General features: G+C 69.1%; 16 protein-coding genes. 3 read left to right on the top strand and 13 right to left on the bottom strand.

Going from position 1 to position 15589, the window contains the following annotated elements:
* Positions 1-151: 151 nt before the first annotated feature.
* The 5 genes from DJ476_RS19955 to DJ476_RS19935 all read right to left on the bottom strand — a co-directional run bounded on the left by DJ476_RS19955 (position 152) and on the right by DJ476_RS19935 (position 4713).
* Positions 152-1543 carry a dicarboxylate/amino acid:cation symporter gene (locus tag DJ476_RS19955; protein ID WP_103421034.1) on the bottom strand — a complete coding sequence of 464 codons (1392 nt, stop codon included), beginning with the start codon at positions 1541-1543 and terminating at the stop codon, positions 152-154.
* 424 nt (positions 1544-1967) lie between these two features.
* Positions 1968-2237, bottom strand: a complete 270-nt coding sequence (locus DJ476_RS19950) for a DUF4229 domain-containing protein (protein ID WP_019763642.1) — start codon at positions 2235-2237, stop codon at positions 1968-1970.
* 143 nt (positions 2238-2380) lie between these two features.
* Positions 2381-2917, bottom strand: coding sequence for a GNAT family N-acetyltransferase (locus tag DJ476_RS19945; RefSeq protein ID WP_103421033.1), 537 nt, complete (start codon positions 2915-2917; stop codon positions 2381-2383).
* Between the two features lie 129 nt (positions 2918-3046).
* The gene (gene mqnE / locus DJ476_RS19940; protein ID WP_019763644.1) at positions 3047-4210 is read right to left on the bottom strand and encodes an aminofutalosine synthase MqnE; all 1164 of its coding nucleotides are present in this window, start codon (positions 4208-4210) and stop codon (positions 3047-3049) included.
* A 47-nt stretch (positions 4211-4257) separates the two neighbouring features.
* Entirely contained in the window at positions 4258-4713 is a 456-nt protein-coding gene (locus DJ476_RS19935) for an Lrp/AsnC family transcriptional regulator (protein WP_019763645.1), read from the bottom strand.
* 121 nt (positions 4714-4834) lie between these two features.
* Between DJ476_RS19935 and DJ476_RS34585 the strand changes: the two genes are divergently transcribed.
* Positions 4835-4981 carry a hypothetical protein gene (locus DJ476_RS34585; protein ID WP_018489274.1) on the top strand — a complete coding sequence of 49 codons (147 nt, stop codon included), beginning with the start codon at positions 4835-4837 and terminating at the stop codon, positions 4979-4981.
* A 16-nt stretch (positions 4982-4997) separates the two neighbouring features.
* Here DJ476_RS34585 and DJ476_RS19930 read toward each other — a convergent pair whose 3' ends face one another.
* Positions 4998-5681, bottom strand: coding sequence for a UbiX family flavin prenyltransferase (locus DJ476_RS19930; protein WP_112491177.1), 684 nt, complete (start codon positions 5679-5681; stop codon positions 4998-5000).
* A 121-nt stretch (positions 5682-5802) separates the two neighbouring features.
* On the opposite strand from DJ476_RS19930, the gene DJ476_RS19925 reads away from it, so the two are divergent.
* A complete protein-coding gene (locus DJ476_RS19925; RefSeq protein WP_103421030.1) occupies positions 5803-6435 on the top strand; it encodes a rhomboid family intramembrane serine protease in 633 nt (210 codons plus the stop codon).
* 58 nt (positions 6436-6493) lie between these two features.
* Here DJ476_RS19925 and mqnP read toward each other — a convergent pair whose 3' ends face one another.
* Positions 6494-7417, bottom strand: coding sequence for a menaquinone biosynthesis prenyltransferase MqnP (gene mqnP / locus DJ476_RS19920; RefSeq protein ID WP_112491176.1), 924 nt, complete (start codon positions 7415-7417; stop codon positions 6494-6496).
* On the bottom strand, positions 7414-8871 hold the full coding sequence (locus DJ476_RS19915; protein ID WP_053560739.1) for a menaquinone biosynthesis decarboxylase: 1458 nt from the start codon (positions 8869-8871) through the stop codon (positions 7414-7416). Before DJ476_RS19915 ends, mqnP begins: the two co-directional genes overlap by 4 nt.
* A gap of 201 nt (positions 8872-9072) precedes the next feature.
* Here DJ476_RS19915 and DJ476_RS19910 point away from each other — a divergent pair, with 201 nt between their 5' ends.
* The gene (locus DJ476_RS19910; protein ID WP_103421026.1) at positions 9073-9411 is read left to right on the top strand and encodes a PLD nuclease N-terminal domain-containing protein; all 339 of its coding nucleotides are present in this window, start codon (positions 9073-9075) and stop codon (positions 9409-9411) included.
* A 110-nt stretch (positions 9412-9521) separates the two neighbouring features.
* On the opposite strand, the gene ccsB is transcribed toward DJ476_RS19910, so the two are convergent.
* The 5 genes from ccsB to DJ476_RS19885 form a co-directional block, all read right to left on the bottom strand.
* The gene (gene ccsB / locus DJ476_RS19905) at positions 9522-10607 is read right to left on the bottom strand and encodes a c-type cytochrome biogenesis protein CcsB (protein ID WP_070203486.1); all 1086 of its coding nucleotides are present in this window, start codon (positions 10605-10607) and stop codon (positions 9522-9524) included.
* On the bottom strand, positions 10604-12634 hold the full coding sequence (locus DJ476_RS19900; RefSeq protein WP_112491175.1) for a cytochrome c biogenesis protein ResB: 2031 nt from the start codon (positions 12632-12634) through the stop codon (positions 10604-10606). Before DJ476_RS19900 ends, ccsB begins: the two co-directional genes overlap by 4 nt.
* A gap of 4 nt (positions 12635-12638) precedes the next feature.
* A complete protein-coding gene (locus DJ476_RS19895) occupies positions 12639-13448 on the bottom strand; it encodes a cytochrome c biogenesis CcdA family protein (protein ID WP_181006659.1) in 810 nt (269 codons plus the stop codon).
* 4 nt (positions 13449-13452) lie between these two features.
* Positions 13453-14055: a TlpA family protein disulfide reductase gene (locus DJ476_RS19890; RefSeq protein WP_028417383.1), complete on the bottom strand. Its 603-nt coding sequence runs from the start codon at positions 14053-14055 to the stop codon at positions 13453-13455.
* 67 nt (positions 14056-14122) lie between these two features.
* A complete protein-coding gene (locus tag DJ476_RS19885) occupies positions 14123-15391 on the bottom strand; it encodes a polysaccharide deacetylase family protein (protein ID WP_112491174.1) in 1269 nt (422 codons plus the stop codon).
* Between the last annotated feature and the right edge of the window lie 198 nt (positions 15392-15589).

Genomic DNA, 15589 nt, shown 5'->3' with positions numbered 1-15589 from the left:
CACTCCAGGCACCCGCCCCTGACCGAGACCACCGCCCCGGACCCGGGCCCGACCCACCCCCGGCCCACCCCGAAAACACCGAAGCGCCCCCGCCCCACCTCGCAAGGTGGACCAGGGGCGCCCGGGAAACGCGCTGCCGTCGCGGCTACCGCTAGGCGGTGACCGGAACCGCGGACTTCGGCTCCTTGTCGTGGACCCCGTCCCGGCCGGCGTCCTCGGACGGGCCGAAGGCGTCGATCGGGGAGGCCGAGGCCGAGTTGTACTTGTCGTGGTCGAGGATCTTCTCGCGGGCCGCGACGATGACCGGGACCAGCGCCTGACCGGCCACGTTGGTGGCGGTGCGGATCATGTCCAGGATCGGGTCGATGGCCATCAGCAGGCCGACGCCCTCCAGCGGGAGGCCCAGGGTGGAGAGGGTCAGGGTCAGCATGACCGTCGCGCCGGTGAGACCGGCGGTGGCGGCGGAGCCGATGACCGAGACGAAGGCGATGAGGATGTAGTCACCGATACCCAGCTGGACGTCGAAGATCTGCGCGATGAAGATCGCCGCCAGCGCCGGGTAGATCGCGGCGCAGCCGTCCATCTTCGTGGTCGCCCCGAACGGCACGGCGAAGGAGGCGTACTCCTTCGGGACACCGAGGCGCTCGGTGACCCGCTGGGTGACCGGCATGGTGCCGACCGAGGAGCGGGAGACGAAGGCGAGCTGGATCGCGGGCCAGGCGCCCTTGAAGAACTGGAGCGGGCTGACCTTGGCGAGGGTGGCCAGGAGCAGCGGGTAGACGCCGAACATCACCAGGAGGCAGCCGATGTAGACGTCGGCGGTGAAGGTGGCGTACTTGCCGATCAGGTCCCAGCCGTAGTCGGCGATGGCGTAGCCGATGAGACCGACGGTGCCGATCGGGGCGAGGCGGATGACCCACCACAGGGCCTTCTGGAGCAGCTCCAGGACCGACTGGCTGAGCGTGAGGATCGGCTGGGCCTTGTCACCGAGCTTGAGGGCCGCGATACCGGCGACGGCCGCCATGAAGACGATCTGGAGCACGTTCAGCTCGGCGAACGGCGTGATCACGTTGGTCGGCACGATGCCGGTCAGGAAGTCGATCCAGCTGCCGCTACGGGAGGGCAGCTCGCCGTCCTTGGGCGTCAGGCCGGTGCCGGAGCCGGGGTTGGTCAGCAGGCCGATGAGGAGGCCGATGGCGACGGCGATCAGCGACGTGATCATGAACCAGAGCAGGGTGCGGGTCGCCAGCCGGGCGGCGTTGTTGACCTTGCGGAGGTTGGTGATCGACACCAGGATCGCGAAGAAGACCAGCGGGGCGACGGCCAGCTTCAGCAGCTGGACGAAGATCGAGCCGATCTTGTCGAGCGTGGTGACGAGCCAGGAGACGTCCTGGCTGCGGGCCAGCCAGCCGAGCAGGGCACCGAGGACCAGACCGGCGACGATCTGGGCCCAGAAGGGGACCTTGGGTATACGTGAGCCGGGGCCGGAGCCGGTGGACGGCTGCTCGGCCTCGGGGGCGGCGGACGCGGAATTCGCGGACACGGACACACTCCAGTGGGGACGCATCGGGACGTACGAGGACAGACGTACGGACGTGCGGTGGAACGGGGACGGGGTCGCGGCGCCCGCGCCGAGGGCGGCGCCGCTGCATGATGCCGTATCAGACGTTGCGGCAACAGACCGCGGACATACAGCGGCAGAGATCGACGTGCAGGCGCGCCACGAGCGGGATGCCCGGGGCATGGCGGAGGCGCACTGCTGTCTTCATGTCGAATACGTTAACACTTGAACTTTGAGAACCTCAAAGCCTTTCTTTGACCATGAGACATGGGGCAAACCGCCCCCGCGACCGGAGGAACGCCGAACCACGGCCGCAGGAACGCCGATCCGCAGTCGCGGAAACGCCGAAGCCCCGGTACGGGAGCGGTGCGCTCCGGTCCGGGGCTCTCGGCGGGTGTGAGGAACCTTACTGAACGGCGTCCTCGCGGGTCCGGTTGGCGTCGAGGCGGGCCTTGGTCCGGTCGACGGTCGAGACGATCTGCTCGGACATCTCGTCACGCTGCTTGCGCAGCAGTACGTAGCTGAGCGGGGCGGAGAGCACGAGGCCGAGCAGGATCACCCAGACCATGTTGGAGCCGCCGAGGCCGGCGGGGATCACACCGTAGTGGACGGCGACGCCCGCGACGAGGAAGCAGCCGACGAAGATCAGCAGACGCAACGCCGTGTACCGGATCATCGCGCTCGGCTTGGCAACGGACACGGCAGGCCCTCTCTTCCCGTGGACTCTCTCGGTCTCTTCACACACTCCTGCCCGTCCAGTGAAGCATGGCCCGAATTCTCTCGGTTCAGGGGGTTGCCGGGCCGCTGGGCCGTCGGGGTTCAGAGGTCCGCCGGGCCGAGCGGGAGCAGCATGACGATGTCGTCGCGGTCGTCGCCGGGGGCGACCCGGATCGCCCCGGGGATCCGGCCGACCTCCTTGTAGCCGCAGGCCGCGTAGAAGCGGTCGTTGCCGGTGCCGCCCCGGCAGGTGAGCCGGATGGCCTCGATGCCCTCGATGGAGCGGGCCGCGTCGGCGGCGGCGGCCATGAGGTCGCGGCCGTACCCCTGGCCCTGGTGGCGGGGGTGGACCATCACGGTGTAGAGCCAGAGCCAGTGGCGCATCAGCCGGTGGTCGTTGAGGGTGAGGAAGGCGGTGGCGGCGACCGCACCGTCCGCGTCCCGGCCGACCAGCAGCCTGACCTGCCCCTTCTCGATGGCGACGAGGTGCTTGAGCAGATCGGGGCGGATCTCCTCGGGGGTGACGGGCGGGACGAACCCGACGGCTCCGCCGGCGTTGGTGACATCGGCCCACAGGGTGGTGATGCCGTCGCGGAGGGCGGGAGTGAAGTCGGGGTCCAGCTCAAATGTAAGTGCCATAGAGCCAGAGTAACCATTACCCACTGGGTGGCTCAACCCTGTTCTCCGTACGAAGAAGCCCCGGCCGGGGACGACGGCCGGGGCTTCTTCGTACATACGGGGCGTACGTACAGCGCGTACGGGAGGGGGTCAGACCCGCATCGGCTGCGGCGACTCGCGCAGATCCGCGTCCGGCCCCGGGTACTCGCGCAGGATCTCGTACCGCGTGTTCCGCTCCACCGGCCGGAAACCGGCGTCGCGGATCAGGTCGAGCAGGTCCTCGCGGCCGAGCTTGTTCGGCGTACCGAAGTCGTCGGCGTCGTGCGTGATCTTGTACTCGACGACCGAGCCGTCCATGTCGTCCGCGCCGTGCTGGAGCGCGAGCTGCGCGGTCTGCACGCCGTGCATCACCCAGAAGACCTTGACGTGGGGCACGTTGTCGAAGAGCAGCCGGGAGACGGCGAAGGTCTTCAGCGCCTCGGCGCCGGTCGCCATCGTCGTGCGCGCCTGGAGCCTGTTGCGGACCTTGCCGTCCTTCATGTCGACGAAGTCGTGCTGGTAGCGCAGCGGGATGAAGACCTGGAAGCCGCCGGTCTCGTCCTGCATCTCGCGCAGCCGCAGCACGTGGTCGACGCGGTGGCGGGGCTCCTCGATGTGCCCGTACAGCATGGTCGCCGGGGTCTTGAGCCCCTTCTCGTGCGCGAGGCGGTGGATGCGCGACCAGTCCTCCCAGTGGGTGTTGTGGTCGACGATGTGCTGGCGGACCTCCCAGTCGAAGATCTCCGCGCCGCCGCCGGTCAGCGATTCGAGACCGGCCTCGATCAGCTCGTCGAGGATCTCGGAGGCGCTCAGCCCGGAGATCGTCTCGAAGTGGTGGATCTCCGTCGCCGTGAACGCCTTGAGCGCCACGTCCGGCAGGGCTTCCTTCAGCGCGCTGAGCGAGCGCGGGTAGTAGCGCCAGGGGAGGTTGGGGTGGAGTCCGTTGACGATGTGCAGCTCGGTGAGGTTCTCGGCCTCCATCGCCTTGGCGAGGCCGACCGCCTCCTCGATCCGCATCGTGTACGCGTCCTTCTCGCCCGGCTTGCGCTGGAACGAGCAGTACGCGCACGAGGCGGTGCAGACGTTGGTCATGTTGAGGTGGCGGTTGACGTTGAAGTGCACCACGTCACCGTTCTTACGGGTGCGCACCTCGTGGGCCAGTCCGCCGAGCCAGGCCAGGTCGTCGGACGCGTACAGCGCGATCCCGTCCTCGCGGGTCAGCCGCTCGCCGGCCCGGACCTTCTGCTCCAGCTCGCGCTTGAGTCCCGCGTCCACCTGGCCGCCTCCATTCCTCCGTACAACAGACCCCGCCAACCGTACGCCTAAGCCTCTTCGGGAAGTTCTCCGACCCGGTTCTCCCACTTGGTGGAGAGCACGATCGTCGTACGGGTCCGGGAGACGCCCTTCGTGCCGCTCAGGCGCCGGATCGTCTTCTCCAGGCCGTCCACGTCACCGACGCGCACCTTGAGCATGTACGAGTCGTCGCCCGCGATGAACCAGCAGTCCTCGATCTCCGCGAGGTCCTTGAGGCGGCGCGCCACGTCCTCGTGGTCGGCGGCGTCGGAGAGCGAGATGCCGATCAGCGCGGTGACGCCGAGGCCGAGCGAGGCCGAGTCGACGGTGGCGCGGTAGCCGGTGATGACACCGGCGGATTCCAGCCGGTTGATGCGGTCGGTGACGCTGGGCCCGGAGAGCCCCACGAGCCGCCCCAGCTCGGCGTACGAGGCCCTGCCGTTCTCCCTGAGGGCCTGGATGAGCTGCCTGTCCACCGCGTCCATATGACTGAAACCTTCCATTGTTCAGCAGTACCGCGAGTCTACGTGTAGAATCTAAGGCATACAGGGCTGACACCCTGCAAATCTTCTAGAACATCCAAGAAACGCTTTCGAATCTTCAGGAGTGAACTTCACCGTGTACACGATCGAGATGGCCTACGCCCGGATGCGCGAGCTGCAGGACCTGGCCAACCGCTCGCGTGCCCACCAGCCCGCCGCCGCCCACCGCGTCGACAAGACCCGCGCGCCGCGCACCGCCAAGAAGCGCTGACCCGCGCGCGCCTCCTTCAGCCCTCGGGGCTGCGGGAGCCGCCACCGAGCTCTCCCTCCCAGCGGCGGTACAGCCGGTGCTCCACCCCGGCCGCGTCCAGCACCCGCCCCGCGACGAAGTCCACCAGGTCCTGGATGTGCGTCGCGCCCGCGTAGAACGCCGGAGAGGCGGGCAGCACGACCGCGCCCGCCTCGTCCAGGGCCACCATCTGCTTCAGCGTCTGGCCGCTCAGCGGGGTCTCGCGCACCGCGACGACGAGCGGCCGGCGCTCCTTGAGCGTCACGCTCGCGGCCCGCTGGAGCAGATCCTTCGACAGACCGAGCGCCACCCCGGCCACACAGGCGGTCGAGGCCGGCACGATGAGCATCCCCTTCGCCGGGTACGACCCGGAGGACGGCCCGGCCGCCAGGTCACCGGCCGGCCAGTGGCGTACGCGCTCCAGCTCCGCGTCGCCCACCGCGAAGGCGTCCGGCTTCCCGTCGGCGCCACGTTCCAGCCAACAACGCAGGTCCTCGCGCCAGTGCGCGTCCCGGAAGGCGATGCCGGTCTCGTCCAGCAGGGTGAGCCGCGAGGCCCGGCTCACCACCAGGTCCACGCTCTCGCCGCCCGCCAGCAGCCCGCGCAGGACGGCGGCGGCGAACGGGGTCCCCGAGGCGCCGGAGACCCCGACAATCCAAGGCCGCCGCTGCTGATCAGTCACTGAATTCCCGGATTCCACATCTGCGAGCCTATCCGGCACACCCCGGCGCCCCGCACCCGGAACCGGGCGGCGGCCCCGGACGTTCAACGGATGACGGGCAACCCGGGGGCAGGGGCAGACCATGGGCGATTATTGGACGACCGGCCGCGACACGAACTCCACCATGTCCGGCAGCGCACGCGCGCTGACCGCGGGCATCGTGATGGTGAGCTGGGTGGCTCTCCTCTGGCTGCTCGAAGGCATCGACGTCCTGACCGGAAACGCGCTGGACACCTATGGGATCAGCCCGCGCGAGATGGCCGAGCTGCGCGATGTGGTGCCCGCCGCCTTCCTCCACAGCGGCTGGGAGCACGTCGCCTCCAACAGCGTCCCGCTGCTGGTCCTCGGCTTCATAGCCGCCCTCGGCGGGCTGCGCCGGTTCGCCGCCGTCGTCGCGACGATCATCGTGATCAGCGGTCTCGGCGTCTGGCTGACCGCCCCGGACTTCACGGTGACGCTCGGCGCCTCCGGCGTGGTCTTCGGGCTGCTGGGCTATCTGCTGGTGCGCGGCTTCGTGGACCGCAGGCCCTGGGACGTCCTCATAGGCATCGGCGTCGCCGTGGTCTACGGCTCACTGCTCTGGGGCGTCCTGCCCACCGACTCGGGCGTCAGCTGGCAGGGCCACCTGTTCGGGCTGCTGGGCGGGGTGGCGGCGGCCTTCTTCTTCCGCCGCCCGCCCGCGCACCGGGGCCCGGACAACCTGGTCACGGTCTGAGCCGCAAGGCTTTTACGGCCGTAGAACACCGGCGGCCCGGCTGCAGGGTGAACCCGCGCTACGGGGTCAGACCGCGCGCCAGCAGGTCCAGGAGCGCGCAGGCGAAGAGCGCCATCCCGATGAAGCCGTTGACGGTGAAGAAGGCCCGGTTCAGCCGGGACAGATCGTGCGGCCGCACCACGCGGTGCTCGTAGACGAACGCCAGCGCGACGACCACCATGCCGATCCAGTAGAAGACCTCGGCGTCCGTCGCCAGGCCGAACCAGACCAGCAGCCCGGTCGTCACCACATGGCAGACCCGCGCGCCCCAGAGCGCCGCCGGGATACCGAAGCGCGCCGGGAAGGAGAGCACCCCGTGGGCCCGGTCCGCCTGAACGTCCTGACAGGCGAAGATCAGGTCGAAACCGCCGATCCAGATGCCGACGGCCAGCCCCAGGATCACCGCGTCCCACGACCAGCTGCCGGTCACCGCGAGCCAGGCGCCGACCGGCCCCATGGCCTGCGCCAGCCCCAGGATGGCGTGCGGATAGTTCGTGAACCGCTTGCCGTACGGATAGACCACCATCGGCACCACCGCGACGGGCGCGAGCACCAGGCAGAGCGGGTTGAGCAGCGCGGCGGCGCCCAGGAAGACGACGAGCGCGACCAGCGCCCCCGTCCACGCCGACTTCACCGACACCGCCCCGGTCACCAGCTCCCGCCGGGCCGTACGGGGGTTACGGGCGTCGATCTCCCGGTCGATGATCCGGTTGGCGGCCATCGCGAAGGTCCGCAGCCCCACCATCGCGAGCGTCACCAGCAGCAGGACGCCCCAGTGGATCGTGCCGTCCAGCCGGAACATCGCGGTCAGCGCGGCGATGTAGGCGAAGGGCAGCGCGAAGACCGAGTGCTCGATCATCACGAGCCGCAGGAAGGACTTGACCTTGCTGCCGGCGGGCGCGGAGCCGTGGACCGTCCCGGCCGCTTCTGCCGCGCTGCTCACAGTCCGTACTCCTTCCAGCGGCGGTCCACCTTGGCCGCCGTCTCCGGGTCGGACTCGACCATCTCCGGCCAGCCGCCGTCCCGCGTGTACCCCTCGGTGGGCAGCTTCCGGGTGGCGTCGATGCCCGCCTTGCCGCCCCAGAACTGCTGGTAGGAGGCGTGGTCCAGATGGTCGACCGGGCCCTCGGTGACCGTGAGGTCGCGGGCGTAGTCGGTGTTGCCGAGCGCCCGCCAGGCGACCTCGTGCAGATCGTGGACGTCGCAGTCGGCGTCGACGACCACGATCAGCTTGGTCAGCGACATCATGTGCGCGCCCCAGATCGCGCTCATCACCTTCTGGGCGTGCTTCGGGTACTTCTTGTCGATCGAGACGATCGCGCAGTTGTGGAAGCCGCCCGCCTCGGGGAGGTGGTAGTCCACGATGTCCGGCACGATGATCTTCAGCAGCGGCAGGAAGAACCGCTCGGTGGCCCTCCCCAGCGGCCCGTCCTCGGTCGGCGGGCGGCCGACCACGATGGACTGGAGCAGCGGGCGCTTGCGCATGGTGACGCAGTCGATGGTCAGCGCGGGGAACGGTTCCTGCGGGGTGTAGAAGCCGGTGTGGTCCCCGAACGGGCCCTCCGGCAGCATCTCGCCCGGCTCCAGCCAGCCTTCCAGGACCACTTCGGCCTGGGCGGGGACCTGGAGCGGCACGGTCTTGCAGTCGACCATCTCGATCCGCTTGCCCTGGACGAACCCGGCGAACAGATACTCGTCGATGTCCCCGGGCAGCGGCGCCGTGGAGGCGTACGTCACGGCGGGCGGGCAGCCGAAGGCGATGGCGACGGGCAGCCGCTCCCCGCGCCGGGCGGCGACCTGGTAGTGGTTGGCGGAGTCCTTGTGGATCTGCCAGTGCATCCCGATCGTGCGCCTGTCGTGGCGCTGGAGGCGGTAGAGGCCCAGGTTCCGCACACCGTTCTCGGGGTGCTTGGTGTGGGTGAGGCCCAGGTTGAAGAAGGAGCCGCCGTCACCGGGCCAGGTGAAGAGCGCGGGCAGCGCGTCCAGGTCGACCTGGTCGCCCTTCAGCACGACCTCCTGGACGGGCGCGTCGTCGGACTTCACCTTCTTCGGCGGTACGTGGACCATCGAGCCCAGCTTGCCGAAGGCCTCCCGTACGCCGACGAAGCCCTGCGGCAGCTCCGGCTTGAGCAGCCCGCCGATCTTGTCGCTGATGTCGCCGTAGGACTTCAGCCCGAGCGCCTTGAGCAGCCGCCGGTCGGTGCCGAAGACGTTCATGGCGAGGGGCATCGAGGACCCCTTGACGTTCTCGAAGAGCAGGGCGGGGCCGCCCGCCTTGTTCACCCGGTCGACGATCTCGCCGACCTCCAGGTGGGGGTCGACCTCGGCCTTGACGCGCTTGAGATCACCATCGCGTTCAAGAGCCCGGAGCAGGGAGCGGAGATCCTCGTAAGCCATGCGGTCCAGTTTGTCATCCCCGTCCGCGCCGCCCCGCCGGGGCTCCCCCGCCGCCGCACCCCGAAAGTCCGGACGGTTGCCCGGAAAGTGCTGCTCCGGGCCGGGGGTCGAAGGTGACGAGCCGGTACCCTGGCCGCGACACCGGGGAAACACCGAGCCCCACCACCACTCACTGGGGGACGCACCATGTTGAGAGCCCTGATGTTCATCGTTCCGCTGGCTCTGACGATCTACGCGTTCATCGACTGCCTGAACACCTCGGAGGAGGACACCAAGCATCTGCCGAAGGTCGCCTGGGTCTTCATCATCCTGCTGTTCTGGATCGTCGGCCCGGTCGTCTGGCTGGTCGCGGGCAAGACCCGCCAGAACGCGGCCGGTGGCACGGGCCCGGCCGGATGGCAGCGGAACCGGCGGCAGCAGTGGGTGGCCCCGGACGACAACCCCGACTTCCTGAACTCGCTGAAGGACCAGGAGCGCGAGGAGCAGGAGCGCCGCGAGGGCGGCAAGGGCCCGGACGACAAGACCCCGCCCACCTCCTGAGCCGCGAGGCTGTCGGCGTACGGAACGGAGCGCCCCCGGACGGAGACCCGTCCGGGGGCGCTGTGCGTGCGGCCGACGTCCTGGAGGGCCCTGAAGGACCCTTGAAGGGCTCAGACCCCGGCGTAGGAGTGCAGGCCGGAGACGAAGATGTTCACGCCGTAGTAGTTGAACAGCCAGCAGGCGAAGGCGATGAGCGCCAGGTAGGCGGCCTTGCGGCCCTTCCACCCGGCGGTGGCGCGGGCGTGCAGATAGGCGGCGTAGGCGACCCAGGTGATGAAGGACCAGACCTCCTTGGGGTCCCAGCCCCAGTAGCGGCCCCAGGCGTCGCCCGCCCAGATCGCGCCCGCGATGATCGTGAACGTCCAGAGCGGGAAGACCGCCGCGTTGATCCGGTACGAGAACTTGTCCAGCGAGGAGGCGGAGGGCAGCCGCTCCATGACGGAGGTGGCGAACTTCCCCGGCGTACCGCCGGAGGCGAGCTTGTTCTCGTAGCTGTCGCGGAAGAGGTAGAGGATCGTGCCGACCGCGCCGAGGTAGAAGACGGCACCGCAGAGGATCGCGGTCGAGACGTGGATCCACAGCCAGTACGAGTGGAGCGCGGGCACCAGCTGGTCGCTGTCGGTGTAGAGGACCGTCGTGGCGAGACCGAGGTCCAGCAGGACGGTGGTGACCAGCGGGAGGCCGATCCAGCGGACGTTCTTCTTCAGCGCGAGCAGCACCAGGTAGGAGCCGACCGCCACCGTGGAGAAGGTGATGGAGAACTCGTACATGTTGGCCCAGGGGGCCCGCTGCACCGACAGGGCGCGGGTGAGGACACCGCCCGCCTCCACGACGAAGGCGATCACGGTCATCGAGACCGCGATCCTCCCCCACATGTCGCCCTTGAACGTGCCGCCCGCGGCCCCCGGCCCGTCGGGCACGTCACGGGTGCCGGTGGCGGCCCGGGTGACGACCTTCGGCCGCTCCAGCACGGTGGTGGACCCGCCCTGGACGACCACCGGGGCCGCGGCGGCCGCCGGGGTGCCGGAGGCGGAGCCGGCCAGCGCGGCGGCCGTGCGGCCGACCTTGCTGCGGCTGCCGAGGACCCACTCCGCGATGTGCGCGAAGAAAGCCAGGGTGTAGACGGCCATCGACGAATAGATCAGCACATTGCTGATCTCCGCCAGGTTCTCGTTGGTTGCGGCGGCGAGATTCACTTCTCAGCCCCTTCGGCAGGTGCTTCAGCAGGGTGTACGGGCCGGCTCCCGGCCTCGTTGGTGGCGTCGTCCTCGTGGGTGGCGGCGGGCCGGTCGGCCGGAGCCGAGGCATCCGGCTTCTCCGGTTTCCCCGAACTCTCCGGCTTCCCAGGCTTCTCCGGATTCCCCGAATTCCCCGGGTTCCCCGGGTTCCCCGGCTTCTCCGGATTTCCCTGAGCGACCGGCGCCGTGGTCAGCAGGGCGGCCGCGAGGTCGCCCAGCTCCTCGGGGAGCTTCGCGGACTCGCTGCGGCCCAGGCCCGCCATCTCCACGACGGTCACCCCGTCCGCGCCCCGGACCGCCCGCACCCACACCCGGCGGCGCTGGATGAAGAGGGAGGCGGCGAGTCCGGCGATGGCGGCGATGGCGCCGCCGAGCGCGAGGCCGTTGCCCGGCTGCTGCGAGATCTGGAAGCTGGCCCACTCCTCGATGCCCTCGAAGGTGATCGAGCCCTCCCCGTTGGAGAGGTCCAGCTTCTCGCCGGGGCGCAGCATCTTCTTGAGCAGCTCGCCGTTCTCGTCCTTGAACTCCTCCATCTTGGAGGTGTCGAGCTGGTACACGTTCTGCGGCAGCCCGGAGTCGACCCCGAGGGAGCCGTGGTAGGCGCTGAGCGCCAGCACCGGATACTCCGCGCCGGGGAACTGCGAGAACATCTCGCCCTTGCCGTGGCCCGCGAAGGTCGGCACGAAGAAGGCCTTGAAGCCGAGCTGGGTCTTCTCGCCGTTCTTGTCGCGGTAGCCGTCCATCACCTTGATCGCGCCGGTGGAGGTGATGTTGTTGTCGATCGGCAGCAGCGGTACGGCGTTGCGCGAGACGACCTTGCCCTTGCTGTCCCGGACGGTGACGACCGGGGCGTAGCCGTGGGCGATGAGATAGACCTTGGTGCCGTCCACGACGAGCGGTTCGTTGACGCGGATGACGGCCTTGCGGTCCGGGCCGTCGGCGCCCTGGTTGTACGTGACGCGGGCCTCGAAGGTCCGGGGCGTGCCGCGCTGCGGGCCGCTCTCCTCGTACGTACCGACGAACCTGTCCAGGACGAAGCTGAAGGGGGCCAGCGTGTCCGAGTCGTAGAGCGAGCCGGACTTGAAGTCGTCGTACTGGGTGAGCGTGTTGGCGAAGCCGTCGCCCTCGACGACCAGCTTGCCGCCCTCGGACTTGAAGAGCTGCCCGGTGGCGAAGGCCACCAGCATGACGATCAGGGCGACATGGAAGACCAGGTTCCCGGCCTCGCGGAGGTAGCCCTTCTCGGCGGCGACCGCGTCGCCCACGGTGTGCGCCCGGAACCGCCGCTTCCCCAGCACCCCGAGGGCCGCCTCGCGGACCTGCTCGGGGTCGGCCTCGGTGCGCCAGGTGGTGTACGCGGGCAGCCGGGTCAGCCGTTTGGGGGCGCCCGGCGGGCGGGAGCGGAGCTGGCCGACGAACTGGCCGGTGCGCGGGACGATGCAGCCGATGAGGGAGACGAACAGCAGGATGTAGATCGCGGAGAACCACACCGAGCTGTAGACGTCGAAGAGCTGGAACTTCTCGTAGATCGGCGTGAGGGTGGTGTGCTGGTCCTTGAACTCCTGGACCTTGAAGTCGTCGACGCTGGTCTGCGGGATCAGCGAGCCGGGGATGGCGCCGAGGGAGAGCAGGAAGAGCAGGATCAGCGCGACCCGCATCGAGGTGAGCTGGCGCCAGAACCAGCGGATCCAGCCGATCACCCCCATGGCGGGAACGCCCCCGCCGCTCCCGCTGCCGGATTCGGCCTCGGGGCTCTCCTCGCGGGGCGCGGTGGAGAGCCGCTCACCGGCCGCGCGGTCGGCCCGCCGCTGCGCGCGCTCGTCGGCGCCGGTGTCCGTACGCGTACCGGCGCCGGTACGGGAGCCTTCGGCCGTACGCGCGTCGGCGCCCGTGTCCTGACGCGCGGAGGCGTCCGTACGGGCGTCGGTGCCGGTGTCCGTACGCTCGTCGGCGCCCGTGTCCGTGCTGCTGTTCGCCTTGCTCATGAACTCAGATCCCCACAACGAAGCCGCTGGACCAGCCCTGCATGTGCTGCATCAGCGTGGCCCACACGCCGGTCAGCAGCAGGATGCCGGTCACGATCATCATGCCGCCGCCGATCCGCATGACCCATGCGTAGTGGCGCTTGACCCAGCCGAACGCGCCGAGCGCCTTGCGGAAGGCGACGGCGGCCAGGATGAACGGGACGCCGAGCCCGAGACAGTACGCGACGGTCAGTATCGCGCCCCGCCCGGCGGTGGCGCTCTCTGCGGAGAGGAACAGCACCGAGGAGAGCGTCGGGCCGATGCACGGCGTCCACCCGATCCCGAACAGGGCCCCGAGCAGCGGTGCGCCCGCCAGTCCGGCCACCGGCTTCTTGTGGAGGCGGAACTCGCGCTGCGTCACCCCCGGCAGGAGCCCCATGAAGAAGATCCCCATGAGGATCATCAGACCGCCGAGCACCTTGTTCAGGACGTCGGCGTGGAGCTGGAGCTCGTTGCCGAAGTAGCCGAAGAGCGCCCCGGTGGAGGCGAAGACGACGGTGAAGCCGAGCACGAAGAGCGCGGCGCCCGCCACCACCCGGCCGCGCCGGGCCTCGGCCAGGTCGGTGCCGCTGACCCCGGTGACGTAACTCAGATAGCCGGGGACCAGCGGCAGGACGCAGGGCGAGAAGAAGGAGACCAGCCCGGCCAGCAGGGCGATGGGCACCGCCAGCAGCAGGGCCCCGCTCACGACCGTGTCGTTGTACGAGGCCAGCGTGACGGGGCTGTCGGGCCCGGCGAGCAGGGTGCTCCCGGAGTGGGCGGCGAGCGGGATCACCGGGTCACTTCTCCGCGATGATCGGGTCGATCATCTTCCGCAGCTGGTCCGCGTCCAGCGACTGGAGCGTGCGGGCCGCGATCTTCCCCTCCCGGTCGACCACCACGGTGGACGGGATGGCCTTCGGGTTCAGGGTGCCCTTGGGGAAGCGGAGCATGAGCTTGCCGATCGGGTCGAAGTAGCTCGGGTAGGTGATCCCGTAGTCCTTCTCGAAGTTCACGGCGGGGTCCCGCTGCGCGTCCCGGGTGTTGATGCCGAGGAACTGCACGCCCTGGTCGGCGGTCTCCTCGGAGACCTGCGCGAAGTACTTCGCCTCCAGCCGGCAGGGGCCGCACCAGGAGCCCCAGACGTTGAGCACGACGACCTTGCCCTTGTAGTCGGCGAGGTCGAGCGGCTTGCCCTCCAGGCTCTCGCCCTGGAGCTTCGGAGCGTCGGGCCGCTCCCCCTTCGGGACCGTGGCGATGCCCCCGGTGCCGGTGATGAAGTTGGTGTTCCCGCCGCCCTGGGCCTTGTTGCCGTCCCCGCACGCGGAGAGCGTCAGGGCACCCGCCACGGCGACGGCGGCGAGCAGGGTGGTGCGGCGTCGGGATGCGCGGCCAAAGCTCATGTGAAAAGTTTCGCATGGCAGTTCCGGGGATCTCCCGCACCCCCCTCGGTGCCCGTAAAGCCCCTTGTCAAGCCTGTTTAAAGAAGGAGTTCCAGCCACCTGCGGGCGACTGTCCGACCTCCAGGGTGCGGAGCTTGGTGAGGACGGCGGGATCCTGTACGTCGAGCCAGTCGACGAACTGCCGGAAGGAGACGAGCCGTACGTCCTTCTTACCGGCGGTCTTCTTGATCACTTCTTCCACGGCGTCCATATAGATGCCGCCGTTCCACTGTTCGAAGTGGTTGCCGATGAAGAAGGGCGCGCGATTCGTCGTGTAGGCACGCTCGAATCCGGCGAGATAGGCCTCGGCGGCCTGCTTGCGCCAGCCCGGATAACGCGAGGGCATGCCCTTGGTCGAATTCTTCGACTGATTGGCGAGGATGTTGTAGTCCATCGAGAGAACCTCGAAGGAGTGGCCGGGGAACGGCATGGCCTGGAGCGGCAGATCCCAGACGCCACCGCGCTTCACGGGCCACATCTGACGGCCGCCGGGCGAGCTGGCGTCGTAACGCCACCCGAGTTTGCTCGCGGTGGGCAGGAGATTGTCCTGGCCGAGCAGACAGGGGGTGCGTCCGCCGATCAGCTCCTTTCGGTAGTCGAAGGGGAGCGGGTCCTCGTTCTGCCAGCCGGTGTTGGTCCGCCATTCCGTGACGAACGACACAGCCTGATCGATCTCGCTCTGCCATTGCGCGGGGGTCCAGCGTTCGACGGAACCGGAACCGCCGCAGAAGTGCCCGTTGAAGTGGGTGCCGATCTCATGGCCGTCCAGCCAGGCCTGACGTACGTACTTCAGCGTGTCCTTGACATGATCATCGGTGAGATAGCCGATGTCCGAGGCGCCTCGGGGGTTGTTCGGGGGACGGTAGAGGGATTTCTTCGACTCGGGCAGCAGATACAGCCCGGAGAGGAAGAAGGTCATCGCCGCGCCGTGGTCCTTGGCCAGTTTCAGAAAGCGCGGGAAGAGGCCGTTGCCGACCTCGCCCGCCCCGTCCCAGGAAAAGATCACGAACTGCGGGGGCGTCTGGCCGGGTTCGAGCCGGACGGGGGCATCGGGCTGGTGGGGCTGCTTCCCGGTGTCGGCGGTGGAGCCGTCACCGATCAGGCGGGCCTTGCTCTTCGAAGAATCGTTTCCGCCGCCGGTGCCGCCGTCTCCGGTGTCGCCCTTGCCGGTGTCACCCTTGTCGCCGCCGCCCTGGGCGGAGCCGGAGGAACCGGAGAAGCCGCAACCGGCGAGTCCGATCGCGGCCGCTGTGCCGAGCCCCGCGCCGAGCAGTCCCCTTCGATTGATGTCGCGCATGCCGTCCCCATCTGCGGTCGTTTTATCTCAAGGCCATACAAACTGCTGAAGAGTGAGAGGCCTTGGGCAACACGACGGTTCCGTGCAATTGGGGACTTTCTTTACGCTTTACCTTGCGGCGGGGCGCTGCGGGCGGGGGTACGGGGCCCGACGGGCGGCCTCCGGGCGGTGATACGGGCCCGACGAGCGGCCTCCGGG

It is taken from the genome of Streptomyces bacillaris (assembly GCF_003268675.1).
In the GTDB taxonomy this organism is placed as follows: domain Bacteria; phylum Actinomycetota; class Actinomycetes; order Streptomycetales; family Streptomycetaceae; genus Streptomyces; species Streptomyces bacillaris.
The sequence above is the reverse complement of the archived record's forward strand: the minus strand, read 5'-3'. Positions and strand labels throughout refer to the sequence as shown.

Coding starts and splice junctions, on each gene's coding strand:
- DJ476_RS19915 (WP_053560739.1), bottom strand. CDS start 8,871: ATGGCTTACGAGGATCTCCGCTCCCTGCTCCGGGCTCTTGAACGCGAT.
- DJ476_RS19885 (WP_112491174.1), bottom strand. CDS start 15,391: ATGCGCGACATCAATCGAAGGGGACTGCTCGGCGCGGGGCTCGGCACA.
- DJ476_RS19910 (WP_103421026.1), top strand. CDS start 9,073: ATGTTCATCGTTCCGCTGGCTCTGACGATCTACGCGTTCATCGACTGC.
- DJ476_RS19925 (WP_103421030.1), top strand. CDS start 5,803: ATGGGCGATTATTGGACGACCGGCCGCGACACGAACTCCACCATGTCC.
- DJ476_RS19935 (WP_019763645.1), bottom strand. CDS start 4,713: ATGGACGCGGTGGACAGGCAGCTCATCCAGGCCCTCAGGGAGAACGGC.
- DJ476_RS19945 (WP_103421033.1), bottom strand. CDS start 2,917: ATGGCACTTACATTTGAGCTGGACCCCGACTTCACTCCCGCCCTCCGC.
- DJ476_RS19890 (WP_028417383.1), bottom strand. CDS start 14,055: ATGAGCTTTGGCCGCGCATCCCGACGCCGCACCACCCTGCTCGCCGCC.
- DJ476_RS19950 (WP_019763642.1), bottom strand. CDS start 2,237: ATGATCCGGTACACGGCGTTGCGTCTGCTGATCTTCGTCGGCTGCTTC.
- DJ476_RS19900 (WP_112491175.1), bottom strand. CDS start 12,634: ATGAGCAAGGCGAACAGCAGCACGGACACGGGCGCCGACGAGCGTACG.